Source organism: Bradyrhizobium huanghuaihaiense, assembly GCF_007830635.1.
Taxonomy (GTDB): Bacteria; Pseudomonadota; Alphaproteobacteria; order Rhizobiales; family Xanthobacteraceae; genus Bradyrhizobium; species Bradyrhizobium huanghuaihaiense.
This window is the reverse complement of the sequence record NZ_VLLA01000003.1, coordinates 1-18,006: the sequence shown is the minus strand read 5'-3', so window position 1 is coordinate 18,006 and position 18,006 is coordinate 1. Positions and strand designations below refer to the sequence as shown.

The window sequence follows — 18,006 nt, the reverse complement described above, 5'->3', positions numbered from 1 at the left end:
GCATTGCAGCAGTGACTTCAAGGGGGCGGGAACTGGAGTGCGTAACTCTATCCACGAGTCGTCCTGGCTTTCGCCAGGACGACGCCAGAGGCTACGGCACGAACCCCTCAAAAATCATCTGATCCGCGTATTGCCCGACCCGCGTCCGCTGCTCCGGCGTGCGCACGGTCCAGCCCAGCAGGGCGCAGCCGAACAAATTGCGGGCAATCCAGGGGGCGGGGGCCGGCAGGTGGTCGACCTTGAAGGCGACGAAATGCGGCTGGGTCTGGAAACCGTGGCGCAGGTACAGCATGCTGTCGCGCTGCGCCTGGGTCAGGTAGGCCCAGTATTCGTCCTCGTAGCTCCGCTGCGCGACGATGCCACGCGGGCGGGCGGGCAAGAGCTCGCGCAGCGCCAGCACCTGGTCGGGGTCGAAGGACATGCCGACCGCGGGGCCGTCATAGGATGCCAGCACCTCGGCCATCCGCTTCACCAGCTTGCGGTCGCCGCCGAAACGGCTCTTCACCTCGATCACCAGCGGTACGCGGCCGGCGACCATGGCGCAGAGGTCCGAGAGCGACATCATCCGCTCGTCGGTGTCCTTGAACCTGACGGCCTTCAGCTCGGCCGCGGTCCTCCCGATCACCTCGCCGGTGGCCTCGGTGAGGCGGCCGAGCGCGTGGTCATGGTGCACCATGGCCTCGCCGTCGGCGGAGAGCTGGATATCGACCTCGATCGAGAAATTGCCAGCGATCGCAGCCTGCACCGCGCCCGGCATGTTCTCGACGATGCCGCGGGAAATGTCGTGCAGGCCGCGATGGGCGACCGGCCGGGCTGTCAGCCAATCCGGAGCGCGCATGCGCGTCAGGCGACCTCGAACACGCCTTCGACCTCGACCGCCGCGTCTGCGGGCAGCGAGGCGACGCCGACGGTGGTGCGGGCGTGGCGGCCCTTGTCACCGAAGGCGGCGACCATCAGGTCGGAGGCGCCGTTGAGCACCTTCGGCCCATCCAGGAAGTCCGGCGCCGAGTTGATGAAGCCGCCGAGGCGCACCACGCGCACGACCTTGTCGAGGTCGCCGAGCGCCGCCTTGACCTGGGCCAGCAGGTTGACCGCGCAGCCGCGCGCGGCCGCCGCCCCGTCCTCGATGGAGACGCCGGCGCCGAGCTTGCCCTTGGCGATCAGCTTGCCGGCGGGGTCGAAGCAGACCTGGCCGGAGACGAACAGCAAGTTGCCGGTCCGCACGAAGGGCACGTAATTGGCGACGGGGGTGGGGGCCTCGTGCAGCTTGATGCCCTGTTCCGCCAGTTTCTGCTCGACCGTGCCCGCCATGTCCGACCTCGTTGTCCAAAATCATTCGCCCCGGCGCCGCAGGCGACCGGGCGCGCCCTGTTTCGCCCATCGAGCCGCCACATGCAAGCAACCGAAGGGGACTGCATTTTGTTGAGGCAGGCCAGCAAGTTCAATGCGGGGGCCGCAACTTTACGTGAAACGGCCTCAGTTGCGACGCAATGGAACGGTCATTAAAATGACGAATCTGCGCTTTCCTCAGGGAACAGACATGGTGCACCTTTTCCGGACTTCGCTCGGTGTGATGGCGCTTGCGGTGGCCGCTTTCGGCCCCGGCGGCGGGGCGCTTGCCGCCAACGGTCCGTTCCTGGCGCACCAGGCGCTCTATGATCTGCGCCTCGTCAAGTCGCGCTCCAATTCGGTCAACAGCGCGCGCGGCCGCATCCTCTACAATTTCAGCGGCAGCTCCTGCGAGGGCTACACTTCCGAATTCCGCCAGGTCTCCGAGCTCGACAGCGGCGAGGGCAAGGTCACGCTCAGCGACCTCCGCTCCAATTCCTGGGAGGACGCCGCGGGAAAAAGCTACCGCTTCAAGATCGAGACGCGGATGAACGAGGCCGACGCCGGCCGGGTCGACGGTTCGGCCGAGCGCGACGGCGACCACATCAACGTCAAGCTGAAGCTGCCGGCGCCGAAGAGTTTCACGCTCGACGGCAAGATCGTGTTCCCGACCGAGCAGATCCAGCGCATCATTGCCGCCGCCAAGGACGGCAAGTCGCTGCTCGAGCTCTCGGTCTATGACGGCTCCGACGACGGCCAGAAGGTCTACAACACGCTGACCGTGATCGGCCAGCCGATCGCCGTCGACCGCGCCACCTCGTCCGATCCGTCGACGTCGGACGAGCACATGAAGTCGCTGAAGCGCTGGCCGGTCACCGTCAGCTATTTCGACCGCGAGGCCCAACAGAAGGAAGGCGAGCAGACCCCGATCTACGCGATGGCGTTCGAGCTCTACGAGAACGGCGTCTCGCGCCAGCTCGTGCTCGACTACAACGATTTCGTCATCTCCGGCGCGATGGGCAAGTTCGACGCGAAGGACAGCAAGCCCTGTAATTGAGGGCGGATCCCTCCGCGCGAGCACTGCCGTAGGGTGGGCAAAGCGTAGCGTGCCCACCACTTCCCAGGCGAGCTGCAGGATCGTGGGCACGGCGCTGTGCGCCTTTGCCCACCCTACGAGATCTCTCTTCGCCGCTTTGCTCCTCGCAGTGACAGACTAGCTCTCTTCACACTCTCCAGCTACGCTCTCTCCCAACCACAAACTCCGGGAGCCCCTCCATGCCCAAGCTCGATCATCTCCGCCCCAGCGGCCTGCATCACAATCCCGCTTATTCCCACGTCGTCACCGCCACCGGCGCGCGCACCATCTACATTTCCGGCCAGGTCTCGACCGACGAAGAGGGACGGATTGTCGGCGAGGGCGATATCGCCGCGCAGACCACGCAGGTGATGCAGAATCTCGGGCTGGCGCTGAAGGCGGCCGGCGCGAGCTATTCCAACATCGTCAAGATCACGACCTTCGTCGTGAACTACAAGCCGGAGCTGCGCCCGATCATCGGCAAGGCCCGCTCGGCCTTCTTCGAGGGCATGGAGCCGCCGGCTTCGACCCTCGTCGGCGTCTCCGCGCTCGCTGCGCCGGAATGGCTGATCGAGATCGAGGCCGTGGCGGTTGCGGATTGAGGCGTGGACGGAACGATATCGTAGCCCGGATGGAGCGAAGCGTAATCCGGGAAACCGGTCGCTGGGGATATACTGTCCCGGATTGCGCTGCGCTTCATCCGGGCTACGCGCCGGACATCTCCAGTAGAACGGCCATCGCTTCATCGGCCTGGTCGACAGGCACAAAGAGATGGTCGTGGTGAAAGGCCGACACAGCGTTCACGCTGATGCCGGCTTCGGCGAGGCGCGCCGTGATCGCCGCCAGAAAGCCTACCGCATCCAGCGCGGAGTGAACCGTCAAGCTGATCAGGCGCGAGCGAAATTCATGACGTAGTCCGGCACGTTCGGCCTCCTCGTGCAGGAGCACCAGCGTCGTTCCTTCGCGTTCGCGGAACGTCAGCATCGGGCTGATGGTGGCTGGAATGCTCGTGCCCGGCGCAAGCGCGCAAAACACGAAGATGCCGTCCAGGATCTCCGGCTTCATGTTACGCAGCAGCGCGTCGAGATCGCGTTCGCCTGTCACGGTGCCAGCCCCCGAGCCGCCAAGATCATTTGAGCCCCCGCGCAGCCCTTGGCGCCAGCGGCTGTTGAAATCTCAACCAACATACCTTCGTATATCTCCTCCAATCCTTCTCATACGCCGATCTTACGCTGGTACAATTGAGCGACGGCGGGGGATTCTTACAATTTGAGTCTACTCGGGTCACTGCGAGGAAGCTCAAATGAACGTCGTCATTCGAAAGCTCAACGGCCTGTGGCACCTCATCGTCGGGTCTTGTCAGATCCGAACTCCGTTCCTGGAAACTCAGGATCGGCAGTTGGTCGTTCAGTATGCCAGGCGCGCTTATCCGGGTGCACGGATCTTCGAACGCGACTGAGCCGGGCAGGCCTCGATCACTCCTGCGCCTTCTCCGGCCCGTCATAGGCAATGCCGCGGATCACGGCGGCGCTGCCGAACTTCTTGCGCAGGCTGTCAACGGCGCGCTCGGCGTGGGCGGCACGCCGGTCGAGCATGTCGGTGTCGTCGGCAGGGGAGCCTTCGCGCAGGGCGCTGACGCCGGCGCCCATCAGGCGGAAGGCGGTGCCGTCGATCTCCGTGGCCAGCATCTCGCGGCAGATCGAAAAAATCTTTGCGGCGAGCTGCGTCGGCGCGGCGATCGACTGCGAACGGGTGCGCTGGCGGAAATCGGCGGTCTTCAGCTTCAGCGTCACGGTCGAGCCGGCGAGCTCGCTGCTCTTCAGCCGCGACGACGTCTTCTCGCACAGCCGCCACAGGATCTTCTCCAGCGTCGCGAAGTCGCGGATGTCGGTCTCGAAGGTGGTCTCGCTGGAAATGGTCTTGGCGCCGCGATCAGCCTCGACGCGGCGGTCGTCGATGCCGCGGGCGAGCCGCCACAGCCTGCGGCCGTCGCTCGGAAACTGCCGCATCATCTCGATCTCGTCGGCCTTCTGCAGGTCGGCGATGATGCGGAAGCCACGCTGCACGAGGCGCTCCTGCGTCGCGGGGCCTACGCCGAAGATGAAGCCGACCGGCCTCGAAGCGAGCATCTCGCGTGCCTCCTCCTGGTCGAGCGCGGCAAAGCCGCGTGGCTTGTCGAGGTCGGAGGCGATCTTGGCCAGAAACTTGTTGCAGGACAGGCCGACCGAGACGGTGATGCCGATGTCGCGCTCGACCTCGCGGGCAAAGCGCGCCAGCACCTTGGCGGGGATCATGCCGTGCACCCGTTCGGTGCCCGACAGATCTAGAAAGGCCTCGTCGATCGAGAGCGGCTCGACCAGCGGCGTCAGGGCCTGCATGGCCTGGCGGACCTCGCGGCCGACGCGGACGTATTTCGCCATGTCGGGCGGGATCACGGTCGCATGCGGGCAGGCCTCGAGTGCCTTGAACATCGGCATCGCCGAGCGCACGCCATAGGTGCGCGCGATGTAGCAGGCGGCCGACACCACGCCGCGTTTTCCGCCGCCGATGATGACGGGCTTGTCGGCGATGTCAGGATTGTCGCGCTTCTCGACCGTCGCGTAGAAGGCGTCGCAGTCGATATGGGCGATGGTCAGGCTCGCCAGCGCCCGGTGGCGGACGAGGCGAGGGGAACCACAGGCCGAGCAGCGGCGAACGCCCACATCCAGATCGGCCAGACAGTCCCGGCAGAAGCAGCGGGGCCCGGCCGGGACGGGGGCGCTCACGGCACGTCGCGCTCCCAATTGGGATCGCCCAGCGCATCGCCGAGGACCTGCCGCGCTGCGGCAACGTTGGTCGGATGCAGCTCCGAGGCCTCCGCGAAGGCCTTCACGGTGGCGTCATCGCGCAGCACGAAATCGAGCACGTTGAGGAGGAAATTCGGGTCCGAGGCGGCGTTCCGCAGGGTCTCCGGGCCGACACCTGTCTCGGCCAGGAACAGGCCCAGCCGCTCCGGCTCGCTTGCGACGAAGGACAGCGCCTGAATCGCAACGATTTCAGCGACTTCGCGAGGGTTGTGAACAGGCTTTTTCACGGGCCCGGTTTGCCTTTCCGTTAACTTTCGGTGTCTACTTTGCATCATGCCCGAGTCTCCGCCTTGAGTCTTGCGATCCCGGGGCAAGCAACTGGAAACCACATCGCAGAAAGTGGCCCCTCGGGTTTAACGAAACTAGAGCGAATCTGAGGCTAGTTTGAATCCAGTTTTCGAAGCGCCGGCGAGCGGCGCCTGAGGCGTCACATGTATCCGGCTTCGTGCCAATCAGGAGGGCGGGATGGCTAAGACCGTCCTGATCGTGGAAGACAACGAGCTCAACATGAAGCTCTTCCGCGACCTGTTGGAAGCACATGGCTACCAGACTTCGGGCACCAGCAACGGTTACGAGGCGCTCGATCTGGTGCGCAAGATGCGGCCCGACCTCGTGCTGATGGATATCCAGTTGCCGCAGGTCTCCGGCCTTGAGGTGACGCGCTGGATCAAGGACGATCCGGAGCTGCGCGCCATTCCCGTCGTCGCGGTCACGGCGTTCGCGATGAAGGGCGACGAAGAACGCATCCGCGAGGGCGGCTGCGAGGCTTATTTGTCCAAGCCGATCTCGGTCGGCAAATTCATAGAGACGGTCCGGCGTTTTATCGGATAGGAAGTGAGTGCAAAGTGTCCGCGCGTATCCTCGTCGTCGATGACGTTCCTGCCAACGTCAAACTGCTAGAGGCCCGCCTGTCCGCCGAATATTTCGACGTGATGACCGCCTCGAACGGCACCGAGGCGCTGGCGATGGCTCGCCGCTCCGAGTGCGACATCATCCTGCTCGACGTGATGATGCCCGACATGGACGGCTTTGAAGTCTGCCGCCGCCTGAAGTCAGATCCGGCCACGCACCACATTCCCGTCGTGATGGTCACCGCGCTCGATAGCCCATCTGATCGCAACCGCGGGCTCGAGGCTGGCGCCGACGATTTCCTCACCAAGCCCGTCTCCGACGTCGTGCTGATCGCGCGCGTGCGCTCGCTGACGCGGCTGAAGATGATGACCGATGAGCTGCGCATGCGCGCCATCACCTCGCTCGAGATCGGCATGCAGGCGCCCGAGCGCAGCGCGGTGGCCGACACCGGCAAGGGCGGCCGCATCCTCCTGGTCGACGACCGCGAGTCCTCCTATCAGCGGCTGGCGACGATCCTCGCCGCCGAGCACACCATCGACGTCGAGCCGAACCCGACGGAGGCGCTGTTCCATGCCGCCGAGGGCAATTACGACCTCCTGATCGTCTCGCTCGACCTCAACAATTTCGACGGCCTGCGCCTATGCAGCCAAGCGCGCTCGCTGGAGCGCACGCGCCATGTGCCGATCCTGGCGATCGCCGACCCCGAGAATTCGACGCGGCTGCTCCGCGGCCTCGAGATCGGCGTCAACGACTACCTGCTGCGCCCGATCGACAAGACCGAGCTGCTGGCGCGCGCCCGCACCCAGATCCGCCGCCGCCGCTACACCGATCATTTGCGCGACAACGTGCAGAACTCGATCGAGATGGCGATCACCGACGCGCTCACGGGCCTGCACAATCGCCGCTACATGGAGAGCCATCTGGCAACGCTCGCCGAGCAGGCCGCGACCCGCGGCAAGCCGCTGGCGCTCATGATCCTCGACATCGACTACTTCAAGTCGATCAACGACAATTACGGCCACGATGCCGGCGACGACGTCTTGCGCGAATTTGCGGTGCGCGTGCGCAAGTCGATCCGCGGCATTGATCTCGCCTGCCGCTACGGCGGCGAGGAGTTCGTCATCGTGATGCCGGAGACCGATCTCCACGTCGCCGGCATGGTCGCCGAGCGCCTGCGCCGCTCGATCGCGGGCGAGCCGTTCGCGATCCACAAAGGGGCGAAGCGCATCGAGGTCACGATCTCGATCGGCCTCACCACGCTGGAGCAGAAGGGCGAGGCGGTCGCCGACGTCCTCAAGCGCGCCGACACCGCGCTCTATCGGGCCAAGCACGACGGCCGCAATCGCGTGGTGTCGCAGGCGGCGTGAGGCTGATCGGTAAGCGCCTCATATTCCGCTGTCGTCCCCGCGAAAGCGGGGACCCATAACTCCAAGCAGAAATTATAAGACGAGCTGGTAACTCCGAGTCTTCGTCAAACTTCTCCCTCTGCGCTGCGCTTGTCCGGGACGACACCGTCAAAAACAAAAGTGCGAAAACAACCCCATGCACAGTAGCCGGCGCTAGCCGGATCAAGGACTTGCGTGGGTGGCAAGACGGCTTGCGCTGGAGGTAGCGGCATTTGACCCGTCGGGCAAAACAGGAGCATATTGGCAGGGTTGATTAGTGGGACGGGTGCTGCAGCTCCACCCGCAACTGTCGTCCGAACGCGGGGACCCATAACCCCAGGGTAGGGTTATTGCGCGAGCTGCCAACCACGAGTCTTCGCCAAACATCTCCCTGTGGGTATGGGTCCCGGATCTGCACTCCGCTTCGCTGCGCTTGTCCGGGACGACAGTGGTTATTGTGGCGTGCGTTTGTGCCCCTTCACGTGCTTCACCGCACCGTCGCCGCCCACATCCACCCCCGCGTTCCGCAACAACACCGTCGCCGCTTCTTTCGCCGCGCGCGCCATCGCCGGATCGTCGCGCACGAGGTCCTGTGCGATGGAGCCGTCGACCAAGAGCACGAGCTGCGTTGCGAGCGCCTCCGCATCGGCAACGCCGAGCTCGGTCAGGCGGTCTCGAAACCAGAGGCGGCGGCTTTCCTTGAAGGCGATTGCGATCTTCTTCACGGCGCGGTCGGAGGGCCCGAGCTCGGCGACCGCATTCACGAACGGGCAGCCGCGGAAATCCTTCGCCGCAAATCGCCGCTCCAGCGAATCGAAGGTGGCGAGAATCTGCTCGGCCGGCGGCTTGTCGGAAGGGCGGGCGTGAACGAAGCGGCGCTCGAGATAAGCCGCGATCAGCGCGTCCTTGGACGGGAAGTGGTTGTAGAGCGTGCGCTTACTGATGCCGATCTCGGCCGCGATGGTGTCGACGCCGATGGCGCGAATGCCTTGCAGATAGAACAGCTTGTCGGCGGTCTGAAGGATCCGCTCTTTCATCGTCTGTGGGGCGGGCGGGGGAGCCATGCGGTAGCGCGCATCCTGTTCGCTTGACAGCCGTGGCCAACTATAGCCTAAGTACACAGGTCTGTGTAACCAAAATCATCGGCAAAAACAGACGACGGCACCCGTGCCGCGCCCAAAAGGGAGAAGAAAAATGCCCCTGCTGCAGGTCCTGCGTCCGACGTTGCCGATCCTGATCGGCGCCTCGATCATGCTGACGCTGAGCATGGGGCTGCGGCAGAGCCTCGGCATCTTCATGCAGCCGCTGACGCATGACATCCACATTTCGATCTCGGATTTCACGCTGGCGCTGGCTGTGCAGAACCTCGCCTGGGGCTTTCTCCAGCCGCCCGCCGGCGCGCTCACCGTGCGCTACGGTTTCCGTCCCATCATGATCATGGGCGCGTTGATGTACATTGCGGGGCTCGCCCTGATGGCGACCGCCAACGGGCTCGTCAGCATCATGATCGGCGCCGGTGTGCTGATCGGGACGTCGCTGGCCTGCACCGCAGCCGCGATCGCGATGTCGGTGGCGGCGCGCGCGGTGCCCGAAACGGTGCGCTCGACCGTGCTCGGCATCGTCTCCGGCGCGGGCTCGCTCGGCGCGCTCTTGTCGGCGCCGATCGGGCAGATGCTCAACGAAGGCTTCGGCTGGCGCATCGGGCTCGCCGGCTTCGTCGTCATGTCGGTGTTGATGATCCCCGCCGCCTGGTATGCCGGTCGCATCGACAAGATCCCGCTGCCGGAGCCGGCGGCTGACGACATCGGCGATGCCTCGGCCGCAACGGCGGCAAGGACGGCGTTCGGCAACGCGCCGTTCGTGGTGATGACCTGCGCCTATCTCGTCTGCGGCATGCAGCTCGTGTTTCTGACCACGCACCTGCCGTCGTACCTTGCGATCTGCGGCCTCGATCCGATGCTGAGCGCGCAGACGCTCGGCATGATCGGCGGCTTCAACGTGCTTGGCTCGCTGTTCTTCGGCTGGGCCGGCCAGCGCTGGAACAAGCTGGCGCTGCTGGGCGGCATCTACATCCTGCGCTCGCTGGCGCTCGCCTGGTACTTCATGCTGCCGGCCACATCGTTCTCGACGCTGCTGTTCGGCGCGATCATGGGCTTTTTGTGGATGGGCGTCGGCCCGCTGGTCGCGGGCGCGGTCGCCGAGATGTTCGGCCTGCGCTGGCAGGCGATGATCCAGGGCCTCGCCTTCATGAGCCACCAGATCGGCAGCTTCCTCGGCGCCTATGGAGGAGGGGTGCTCTACGACGCGCTCGGCTCCTACACCATGGCCTGGCGCATCGGCGTCGCGCTCGGCCTTGCCGGCGGCATCGTGCAGGTCGCGTTCGCGCTGATCCGCCCGTCGCAGCCGCCGGCGCCGGTGTTGCGGACGGCGTAGGCGAGGCGGGTGGTCGCTTTCGTCGGCTTGGCAGCTTGCAGCGGACGCCGCGCTGCTTGGCCCTGATGGGCCGCTCGTGACCCGAAGCCGACGTAGCGCAGGAACGCGCTGAAGTCGGTTTTTGACTGGAAACGTCCATCACCCTTCCGGCACGCCAGCGAGGCGGAAGCCTTCACACGCGCGCTCGAGCCCAGCAAGGAAAGTCGGATTGTCGCTTTGTTGAGCGGTGAGGAAGCGACGGATGGTGAAACCTGAGTTTAGTGCAAGCCCCGTTCTTGCAGCAGTTCGCGCCTCATCGAGCGCGCCAGTCAGGCCCAACGCAGCGGCGAGCGCCAAATGAGCGATAGGAAAGTTGGGGTTCGCCTCAGTGCTTCGTCGGAGCCAACTGACGGCTTCGACGTCGGAACCAAGCAGCAGCTTGGCCACGCCCACAAAAGATGCCCACTGGTAGACTTCAGTATCGCGCGGAGAGAGACGTAGAGCTTCGAGTATATGGCCTTCTGTCTCCTCGGCGAGGCCTAAATAGATTTTGGCAAAACCAAGGGCGGCGTGAGCGTTGGCCCTATTCGGATCCAGCGCTATCGTATGCTCGAATTCACGGATAGCTTGGGCCGGCCGGTTCGTAAAGATTTGGACCCGACCCCGAGCCAAGTGGGCCGACGCATGGTTCGGCCTCATGGACAATGCTTTATTCACCATCGCTTCGGCCGCTGCAAACCGCGCAGGCCCATCATCCGTCGTAAAGGTGGCGCCAACTGACGTATCAACATTTGCCAACCCAATCATCGCTTCGACGTTGGCGGGGTCGCACTTTAGAGAGCGTTCGAAGAAGCTGCGCGCTTGAGTTATGTATTCGGGGGTAGAGCCTTTCCTCAACCAGGCCCGACCCTGGAAGTACAAATCCATTGCATCAGGGTCCAGTTTACGCTCGGCTCTCCGCGCCTCGACCTCGATGAGCAGGGCACCCAATGTATTGGCGAGCCTGGATACAATTTCGTCATGCATGTCGAACAGGTCGACGACGGGCTTCTCGAAGCGCTCCGCCCAAAGATGCTGGCCGCTATTCGCATCGATCAACTGCACGTTCATCCTAAGCCGCTTACCGCTGCGTTGTACTGAACCTTCGACCACGTAGCGAACGTTCAATTCGCGGCCGACTTGCCGTACATCGATTGCTCTACCCTTGTATGAGAATGCGCTGTTCCGTGCGATGACAAATGAACCACTGATGCGTGACAAGTCTGTGGTCAAACTCTCGGTAACACCGTCCACGAAATAGTCCTGCTCACGATCACCGCTCAGGTTCGCGAAGGGTAGCACGACGATGGATAGGCGCGGCGTTGTGTCGCCGGTTCGCTCGACTGCGCCCACTGTCTCATTTGCGGGCCTCCGGGCCTCCTGCACTGCACCAACGAAGCGGAAACCTTTGCGCGGAAGCGTCTTGATCAGGTCCTGTTTCTCACCAGTGTCGCCGATTGCACTCCGGGCACCATTGATGCGCGTCGTCAGCGCGGCATCAGAGACGATGCGACCATTCCAAACGCCGGCGATGAGCTCGTCCTTACTGACGACGCGTTCCCTGTTCCGAATCAAATAATTCAGAAGATCGAACACCTGCGGCGCGACAGAGATTGTCTCGGCTCCTTGCCGCAGCTCCCGCCGTTCCGTATCCAGCGTGAAATCCGAAAAGGAGTAAAGCAAATGCATCCTCCTGCGGTGCGATCGCACCCGTGGAGCTGATATGTAAGCAGACGGTAAGAAGAATGGAAGGCGCCTGTAAAGCGCTTCTCATGACCTTGGCGCATCCTCGTGCGCGGCTGAACAGTATGAACTGCTTGCGGATCTCGCGTCACGAGGGAGGATGTCATGAGGCGGATGGCTGCACTGACGGCTGCCACTGCAGCGAGGCTCTTGATCTGGGTCGTATGCGTTCTCGCCTCTGCGCACGACGCTCACGCTCAATGCTCGGCGCGCGATGTGTTGCAGAGGCAGTTAGTGCTCAAGGCGGCGCCCGTTGTCCCGACACGCATGGGTCCAGTAACGTCCGTTTCGGATGTTGCCGAATGGAAAACGATCAGCATCGGGACGTTCCCGGATACGTTTGCTCTCCTCACCGCGCTGAGTGCGATTGGTTGCGGCGTCGGTAACTCGGCTGCGGAGGCTCTTGCCCGACCTGCGTTTACGCTCAGCGGTACCAGAACGGCGGTAACACTTCTGACAGTGACCGCGGCCGATCTAGGCTTCAGGGGTGAGACGGTGCCTTTGCGGCAAATCTACGAACTCGCGCAGCAACTGGGCTTCGGGCTTGCACCGCCCGAAATAGCTCCGCAGCTCAGACTTCAATATCTGGACCAGCCCGTAGGTGAGTTTCTCGTCATCGGGATGAACCCGATCCGGACATGGATTGGTGAAGAGGTCATCCTGACCGTGGCAAATGGGGGAGCGGGTCTCATTCTCATCGGCCAGGATGGTCGCGCCGACGCGGAAATACCAGTGACCTCCCGCTTCGTGTTCCTGCGCTCCGTGCCCATTACGCCAGCTGCGCTGAATCGAAACTGATTTTCCGAGATGGCCGAGGTGACGAAATGCTGGCGATCAGAGCGATGAAGCGCTTGGCAGCTCAAGTCTGCCTGCTGCTGCTGGTGTCGACCGCGACATTTGCGCGAGATGACGGGCGCTATGCGAATTCCCCGCTGAAGCCCTGGTTCGAGAGTCTGCAAAGCGAATTCGGGAAGTGCTGTGAGGACTCCGACGCCTACGTGGTCTCCGAACCGAATTGGAAGTCCGATCACGGACAATATCGCGTTCGCATCGACGACGAATGGGTGCTCGTGCCAGACGGCGCCGTCATCAAGCAACCCAATCTTGCAGGACGGACCATGGTCTGGAAGCACTACATCGATGGACATCCTCGTGTCCGCTGTTTCATTCCGGGCAGCATGACGTGATACGTCGACCACCGTCTAGTGAACCCCGCGCATGATCCAAGATCGATGGTCTGGTCCACCATTGGGATCGGTTGCTCAGTTTCGTTAAAGCAAGAGGCTTCATCTCCTTTTTGTTGCGGTGCTTACATCCGGAAATGGCCCATCGCTGACATCAAACGGCTCTGCGTCGACGTCGTCTTCCGCGCGTAAAGCAGACGCTACAATCCCAGGAGCATCTCCGCTCTCGTGCTTTTTGGCGCAGCGCGGTGCCCTTAGGGTGCCGCTACCTTCACCTTCACCGACACGGGCAGCGGAAGGCGCAGCACCCGCGGCGGCGACTCCGAGGGCTGCGCTTTGCGAGGTGGGTCACACTCGCGTCCCCGACGCCAAATGCGCCGATCTCTGAGGTGCGTTACGTAGCCCAGCTCGCGTATCCCGGACGCAACGCAGCGCTATGCGCTGCACCGAGTCCGGGATACGAGAGGGCTGGGGCTCAACCGCAGCAGAAGGCCTGCGGAGAGAAGGAACTAACGCGTGCGTCCTGACCGCTTGAGATCGGCGACTTTAAACCTGTTGCCGGCCTGCAGGCTGCTGCAAAACCAGTGGGCTCTGTTGCGAAACTCGCCCAGGAACACCTTCGTCTCGACGCAATTCTCGTAGGATGTATGGGTGATGGTGTCTCGGCACGTTGGCGAGAAGGGGCCATAGTTCAGACCGCCGCCCGACTCGCTGCATCCGACCCAGGGCTCCTTGCCGTGGGGAAAGCTTGATGCACAGCCACCGTTGCAGCTGCTGGCGACTTTCTCCAGGCTGGCAATCCTCCCCATGACAGAACCCGGCGCATAGGAAGGCGTCCGTGTGGCCGAAGACGACGTCCGAGCGGTTGATGCAGTCCGGCGCGATGATACCCCGGAGTTCGTCGCTCGCTCCGGACTATGAGGCCTTGCCGCCTGCTTCGGCGCGTCGACCGTTACAGGAGGAAGCGTGGCGGCGGAGCCGGTTGGGATCTGCGACGCCGCGGGGGCGCAGAGCAAGACGGTTGACAAGGCGGCGATAGTTGAAGGCACGACAAGACTTGATGAGAATCTCATGACTATGTCCTTCCCAAATCCGAGGACGTAAATGCTGCCCCGGTATGTGCACGGTAACAGACATTCATGATTGAGCAATCAAAGGTTGAGGGTCCGTCTGCACATAACCGCGCCATCGGCACGGTGCTCCAGGCTACGTTCGGCTCGCCTCAAGACCATCGCGATGCTTGTTTGATCTCGATCAATAGGCCGCCTTTCCGCTGACCTAGGGAAGGGGGGTGCGTAGCCCCATTACGCGAACCCACCCAAAGCCGTCGGCTTCCCCAAGGGCTGGCGGCTTCCTTTTGCCCGGCTCCTCCAGAAGGGCCTTGAAAACGCGCGGGCAATTGCTAGTTTTTCCCGGATTTGAGCCTGATCAATTTCGCCTGCGCGCATTTGCCTAGCATGTGCTCAACCTTCAGGGAGAGCGAACGATGCTGGTGAGGATCAACACCGCACCCCGCATGCAAATCGACGGGCAGCTTGCTGCTCTGGCCGGTGAGCGGATGTCTTGCTGCGAATTCAGGTATCGCAGGGGCGCCGAGATCTTCGGCGAGGGCGAAGAGCCCGAATATGTCTACCAGATCATCTCCGGCGCGGTGCGCACCTACAAGCTCCTGCCGGACGGCCGCCGTCAGATCAACGCGTTCCACCTGGCCGGCGACATGTTCGGGTTCGAGAACGAGACGACTCACCGTTTTACGGCCGAAGCGATCGTCGAAACCAATGTCCACCTCATGCGACGCACCAGCATTCTGGAGGCAGTGCGACATGGAGGCGCGGGTACCAAGGACCTCATCAAATTCGTCACCCAGAATCTTCAGCACGCCGAGAGCCATATGCTTCTCCTCGGCCGAAAGACGTCGCTCGAGCGGGTGACGGCATTCCTTATCGAGATGGATGAACGGCTGCAGCATCCGGATGTGATGATCTTGCCGATGAATCGCCGCGACATCGCCGATTATCTCGGGCTGACCCTGGAAACCGTCTCCCGGGCCCTTTCGATCCTTCGAGACGAAGGACTGCTGCGCTTTGACGGAAATACGCAGCGGCGGCTCGAGCTGGTCGATCGTGGCGCTCTCGCGAAGATCGACGCCTGACGGCCGCCAGCCTGGCAAGCTTCCTTAACGCCGGCGTTCGAGCGGCCGACGATGTTGCATCGCGTTAGCCTGAATGACCGCCGGAGGCCCATAGCGGGCGTGGATCACGCCGCAGGTCTAGTGGTGGGGAGGACTGCAGTCGAGCTCCTTGATCCTCCCGGCGGCGTCAAACGCAAAAAGCGCACTCATGACGCCCGCACTGGTGACGTAGGAGAGGATGGTCCCGTCGTGCCAGGGATTGAGATCGTCCAAGGTGCTTGCCGGATATTCCCGGAGGCGATCGACCCAATAGGCACGAAGTGCCTCGCGGCCGGTGATGGTTTTGACGCAGCCGCAGCCGCAGTGAACCACGGCATCGTCGGCATACATATCCAAGATCGCTTCGATATCGCCAGCGCGGTAGGCATCAAGCCAGTCAACCGCAACGCCCATCGGGTCAAAGGACATATCTCTCACCTGCATACCGTCAAAATCATACCGTCAAAACTTGCAATTTGTGATCGGGTTAACCCCGCTAAGCCTCTTTCTCTAAACGATTAATTGTATTTTAATACCCGTACCCGGCCCCGGCCATATGCCGAAGGACATAGAACCGGGGCGAGGCATATTTCATGTTGGACATTGCGAAGCAGGGGATATTTCAGCGCATCCGGCTCGTGATCGCAGATCGACAACCGATCGTTCTACAGGGACTGAAGTCGGTATTCGCGGCACAGCAGGACTTCGACGTCGTCGCATCGTCCAGCGACGGGACAAGCTGCCTCGAAGCCATCAGGAAATTGGCACCCGACGTCGCGCTTGTTGCCGACACCCTGCCGGACCTGACGGTCTCCAAGATCATCGCGATCGCGAAAGCCGAGAAGCTTTCCACGCGCCTGGTGTTCTTCACCGAGTCCGACACCTACGACGAACTGACCGCAGCTATTGCTGCCGGCACCTGCAGCGCAATTTCGAAGTATGCCTCTCCCGCCACGATGCTGCGATCACTGAGGCTGATGACGAAGAGCGGTGTGTCGCTGGAGCAGTCCGATCTCTCGCCAACCGGCAAGGAAGTTGACGGCGGCAAAATCGAAAAGATGCTGGAGCTGCTGACGCACCGGGAACGTCAGATCGTTCGACTGGTGTCGGAGGGAATGTCGAACAAGGAGATCGCGCGCCAGCTCGACGTGTCCCATGGGACGGTCAAAGTCCATCTGTACAATATTTTCCAGAAGCTCGAGATCACCAACAGAACGGTGCTCGCGACCATCGCATTGTTGCAACGCGCCTCCGGCTTCAGCGCGCTCTCGCTGGCGCTTCTGGTGGTCGCCATTGCCGACGAACTCAAGGCGTCGGAAGCGAACGACGTGCTTCCGGATGACGACGGCATCGGCCACGCGGGCGAGCACGCCGAATATGAGCCCTGGAAAAAGGCCATTCTCCGGCACCGCATCGCCTGGGAATCCGGCGAGACGCCCCCGGTCACGCAGAGAGACGTTCTTGCCAAGGTTAGCCAGGTCACGGACCCGGCGGCGGCAAGCGAAGCACTGCACGCGGCCGAGCAGTCTGCAGTCTCCAAACCATCGAAAGACCACGGTCCCGTCGGATCGAGCACACCCAATCTTCCCGCGCTTTTGCCGCGAGGAAACGCACAGATGGGAGGTGACCCGGCCCCGGACCATCTCGTCCCGCGGCTTGCGTCCAATCCGATGTCGCTTCAGGGAGGATATGGCACCTTCGCCACTCTCGCCGGTGCGTTGATCGATGCGCTGCACGACCCTCATCTCGGCGCGCAGTCGCACGATCCGGGCAAAGCGTCGCTCGACGGCTTCGTGAGCTTCATCCGCGAGAGTGCGACCACAAAACTGGCCGATGCTGGCGCTCGTCATGTCGACAACTCTGCCTCGGCTTCGCACGAGTCCCAGCCGTCTTCCGCGTTTGTGAACACTGGAAACGAAAGCGTCGCTGGAGAAGGCGGGGGAGGCCAGATCGGTCATGGCGCTGCGGGTGACGGCGCGGGTGCCGACCTCCAAAAACTGCTTGGCTTATTGAATCTTGGTCAGGATGCCGATCTTGGCGGAGATGGCCGCGATCAGCTGACGGGCGGCAACGTTGAAAACGTTGCTTCTCGTTCCCCGATCGATTCCCATTCGACCTCTTCCGACGCTGCCTTTGATTTCGGATCCGGCTCGAGCAGGATCAATCTTGCGGCTTTCGGAGCGCTTGCCTGGCTGCATATGACAGCAGCAAGCAAGTCCATACCGCCACATACCCTTGCCTGGATCTACGACCCTGCAAGCAATGAAACGATCGTCTATGTCAATCAGACCGATCGTAGTCTCGATATCGGCGATCGCGGCCTGGTGGAGATCCATCTGCAGGGGATCGTGTCCGTTGCGGAGCAGGATTTCGTCGGCCAGCCGGAAGGCGCGGCTGTCGCGATCACCTTGGAGCAGCTCGAGGCAGCGCTGACATCGGCGGCCGCAACCGATGAGACTGTTCTGAGTACGGACAACGTCCATGCCATTGGCGGGGCGGGCGAGAGCACAGTCGAGACTGCTGGGTTCTGGAACATTCGGGCCGACGATGGCCTGAGGTTTCAGTTCGGCCAGACCCGGACCGGATTGGGGGCGTCGACGAGGTCGAGAAGTGTCGCCAGCGATTCGGCGGATGCAACGGAAGAGAGCGATGGCGCGTCTGCCGCGTCGGCTCACGCATCATCGATCGTGCTTGCTCATAGCGTGAAGGTTACGGCAGTTGAAAATCCCACATTGAAGAGTGAGCCGATCAATGCGGGCACCGGCGATTCGTCGGGGCTGAACGAGATCGTTCAGCCTAGCGTCGCAACGGCCGACAGTGCGGGCCGCGGCAACTCCGAGCATGCTTCGGAGCAAGGAGCTGAAAAGGCCGCAGCCAGGGAGTCGGCTGAAGATGACTCCAAGCCGGGCAACGGCGTCGGCAATGACAAGAAGACGGCCGAGGCGGCTGAGGAGAACCACGGCAACTCCGA

Annotated in this window: 18 protein-coding genes; 10 read left to right on the top strand and 8 right to left on the bottom strand. The window is 62.8% G+C overall.

Going from position 1 to position 18,006, the window contains the following annotated elements; all coding sequences use genetic code 11:
- Window positions 1–91: 91 nt before the first annotated feature.
- Together IQ16_RS07640 and IQ16_RS07635 are read right to left on the bottom strand one after the other, a co-directional pair.
- Window positions 92–838 (bottom strand): glycerophosphodiester phosphodiesterase, encoded by a 747-nt coding sequence (locus IQ16_RS07640; RefSeq protein ID WP_018646936.1) that lies wholly within the window; start codon window positions 836–838, stop codon window positions 92–94.
- A gap of 5 nt (window positions 839–843) precedes the next feature.
- Entirely contained in the window at window positions 844–1,311 is a 468-nt protein-coding gene (locus tag IQ16_RS07635) for a RidA family protein (RefSeq protein ID WP_014494672.1), read from the bottom strand.
- 229 nt (window positions 1,312–1,540) lie between these two features.
- On the opposite strand from IQ16_RS07635, the gene IQ16_RS07630 reads away from it, so the two are divergent.
- Window positions 1,541–2,386, top strand: coding sequence for a cell envelope integrity EipB family protein (locus IQ16_RS07630; protein WP_026312608.1), 846 nt, complete (start codon window positions 1,541–1,543; stop codon window positions 2,384–2,386).
- Between the two features lie 218 nt (window positions 2,387–2,604).
- Window positions 2,605–3,006, top strand: coding sequence for a RidA family protein (locus tag IQ16_RS07625; RefSeq protein WP_018646938.1), 402 nt, complete (start codon window positions 2,605–2,607; stop codon window positions 3,004–3,006).
- A gap of 103 nt (window positions 3,007–3,109) precedes the next feature.
- Here the strand turns inward: IQ16_RS07625 and IQ16_RS07620 are convergent, their stop codons facing one another.
- Window positions 3,110–3,508 (bottom strand): ACT domain-containing protein, encoded by a 399-nt coding sequence (locus tag IQ16_RS07620; RefSeq protein WP_018646939.1) that lies wholly within the window; start codon window positions 3,506–3,508, stop codon window positions 3,110–3,112.
- Between the two features lie 199 nt (window positions 3,509–3,707).
- Between IQ16_RS07620 and IQ16_RS45520 the strand changes: the two genes are divergently transcribed.
- Window positions 3,708–3,863, top strand: a complete 156-nt coding sequence (locus tag IQ16_RS45520) for a hypothetical protein (RefSeq protein WP_008548553.1) — start codon at window positions 3,708–3,710, stop codon at window positions 3,861–3,863.
- A 16-nt stretch (window positions 3,864–3,879) separates the two neighbouring features.
- On the opposite strand, the gene IQ16_RS07610 is transcribed toward IQ16_RS45520, so the two are convergent.
- Window positions 3,880–5,169 carry a DNA polymerase IV gene (locus IQ16_RS07610; RefSeq protein ID WP_018646940.1) on the bottom strand — a complete coding sequence of 430 codons (1,290 nt, stop codon included), beginning with the start codon at window positions 5,167–5,169 and terminating at the stop codon, window positions 3,880–3,882.
- A complete protein-coding gene (locus IQ16_RS07605; protein WP_018646941.1) occupies window positions 5,166–5,477 on the bottom strand; it encodes a DUF3572 domain-containing protein in 312 nt (103 codons plus the stop codon). Before IQ16_RS07605 ends, IQ16_RS07610 begins: the two co-directional genes overlap by 4 nt.
- Window positions 5,478–5,715: 238 nt before the next feature.
- Between IQ16_RS07605 and IQ16_RS07600 the strand changes: the two genes are divergently transcribed.
- Complete coding sequence (locus IQ16_RS07600) at window positions 5,716–6,081, top strand: response regulator (RefSeq protein ID WP_008566616.1); 366 nt, start codon at window positions 5,716–5,718, stop codon at window positions 6,079–6,081.
- A 14-nt stretch (window positions 6,082–6,095) separates the two neighbouring features.
- On the top strand, window positions 6,096–7,469 hold the full coding sequence (locus IQ16_RS07595; protein WP_018646942.1) for a PleD family two-component system response regulator: 1,374 nt from the start codon (window positions 6,096–6,098) through the stop codon (window positions 7,467–7,469).
- A 470-nt stretch (window positions 7,470–7,939) separates the two neighbouring features.
- On the opposite strand, the gene IQ16_RS07590 is transcribed toward IQ16_RS07595, so the two are convergent.
- Window positions 7,940–8,551, bottom strand: coding sequence for a TetR/AcrR family transcriptional regulator (locus tag IQ16_RS07590; protein ID WP_026312609.1), 612 nt, complete (start codon window positions 8,549–8,551; stop codon window positions 7,940–7,942).
- 130 nt (window positions 8,552–8,681) lie between these two features.
- On the opposite strand from IQ16_RS07590, the gene IQ16_RS07585 reads away from it, so the two are divergent.
- The gene (locus IQ16_RS07585) at window positions 8,682–9,920 is read left to right on the top strand and encodes an MFS transporter (protein ID WP_018646944.1); all 1,239 of its coding nucleotides are present in this window, start codon (window positions 8,682–8,684) and stop codon (window positions 9,918–9,920) included.
- Between the two features lie 138 nt (window positions 9,921–10,058).
- On the opposite strand, the gene IQ16_RS07580 is transcribed toward IQ16_RS07585, so the two are convergent.
- Entirely contained in the window at window positions 10,059–11,627 is a 1,569-nt protein-coding gene (locus tag IQ16_RS07580; protein WP_018646945.1) for a winged helix-turn-helix domain-containing tetratricopeptide repeat protein, read from the bottom strand.
- Window positions 11,628–11,786: 159 nt separating this feature from the next.
- Between IQ16_RS07580 and IQ16_RS07575 the strand changes: the two genes are divergently transcribed.
- The 3 genes from IQ16_RS07575 (at window position 11,787) to IQ16_RS07560 (ending at window position 15,017) form a co-directional block, all read left to right on the top strand.
- Window positions 11,787–12,479 (top strand): hypothetical protein, encoded by a 693-nt coding sequence (locus IQ16_RS07575; RefSeq protein WP_018646946.1) that lies wholly within the window; start codon window positions 11,787–11,789, stop codon window positions 12,477–12,479.
- Between the two features lie 26 nt (window positions 12,480–12,505).
- Window positions 12,506–12,868 carry a hypothetical protein gene (locus IQ16_RS07570; protein ID WP_018646947.1) on the top strand — a complete coding sequence of 121 codons (363 nt, stop codon included), beginning with the start codon at window positions 12,506–12,508 and terminating at the stop codon, window positions 12,866–12,868.
- Between the two features lie 1,483 nt (window positions 12,869–14,351).
- Entirely contained in the window at window positions 14,352–15,017 is a 666-nt protein-coding gene (locus tag IQ16_RS07560; protein WP_026312611.1) for a helix-turn-helix domain-containing protein, read from the top strand.
- A gap of 117 nt (window positions 15,018–15,134) precedes the next feature.
- Here IQ16_RS07560 and IQ16_RS07555 read toward each other — a convergent pair whose 3' ends face one another.
- Window positions 15,135–15,464: a nuclear transport factor 2 family protein gene (locus tag IQ16_RS07555; protein WP_018646949.1), complete on the bottom strand. Its 330-nt coding sequence runs from the start codon at window positions 15,462–15,464 to the stop codon at window positions 15,135–15,137.
- Window positions 15,465–15,628: 164 nt separating this feature from the next.
- Here IQ16_RS07555 and IQ16_RS07550 point away from each other — a divergent pair.
- On the top strand, window positions 15,629–18,006 hold a 2,378-nt coding region (locus IQ16_RS07550), incomplete at its 3' end, for a response regulator transcription factor (RefSeq protein ID WP_145831347.1).

Coding starts and splice junctions, on each gene's coding strand:
- IQ16_RS07640 (WP_018646936.1), bottom strand. CDS start 838: ATGCGCGCTCCGGATTGGCTGACAGCCCGGCCGGTCGCCCATCGCGGC.
- IQ16_RS07635 (WP_014494672.1), bottom strand. CDS start 1,311: ATGGCGGGCACGGTCGAGCAGAAACTGGCGGAACAGGGCATCAAGCTG.
- IQ16_RS07630 (WP_026312608.1), top strand. CDS start 1,541: ATGGTGCACCTTTTCCGGACTTCGCTCGGTGTGATGGCGCTTGCGGTG.
- IQ16_RS07625 (WP_018646938.1), top strand. CDS start 2,605: ATGCCCAAGCTCGATCATCTCCGCCCCAGCGGCCTGCATCACAATCCC.
- IQ16_RS45520 (WP_008548553.1), top strand. CDS start 3,708: ATGAACGTCGTCATTCGAAAGCTCAACGGCCTGTGGCACCTCATCGTC.
- IQ16_RS07600 (WP_008566616.1), top strand. CDS start 5,716: ATGGCTAAGACCGTCCTGATCGTGGAAGACAACGAGCTCAACATGAAG.
- IQ16_RS07590 (WP_026312609.1), bottom strand. CDS start 8,551: ATGGCTCCCCCGCCCGCCCCACAGACGATGAAAGAGCGGATCCTTCAG.
- IQ16_RS07585 (WP_018646944.1), top strand. CDS start 8,682: ATGCCCCTGCTGCAGGTCCTGCGTCCGACGTTGCCGATCCTGATCGGC.
- IQ16_RS07580 (WP_018646945.1), bottom strand. CDS start 11,627: ATGCATTTGCTTTACTCCTTTTCGGATTTCACGCTGGATACGGAACGG.
- IQ16_RS07575 (WP_018646946.1), top strand. CDS start 11,787: ATGAGGCGGATGGCTGCACTGACGGCTGCCACTGCAGCGAGGCTCTTG.
- IQ16_RS07570 (WP_018646947.1), top strand. CDS start 12,506: ATGCTGGCGATCAGAGCGATGAAGCGCTTGGCAGCTCAAGTCTGCCTG.
- IQ16_RS07560 (WP_026312611.1), top strand. CDS start 14,352: ATGCTGGTGAGGATCAACACCGCACCCCGCATGCAAATCGACGGGCAG.
- IQ16_RS07555 (WP_018646949.1), bottom strand. CDS start 15,464: ATGTCCTTTGACCCGATGGGCGTTGCGGTTGACTGGCTTGATGCCTAC.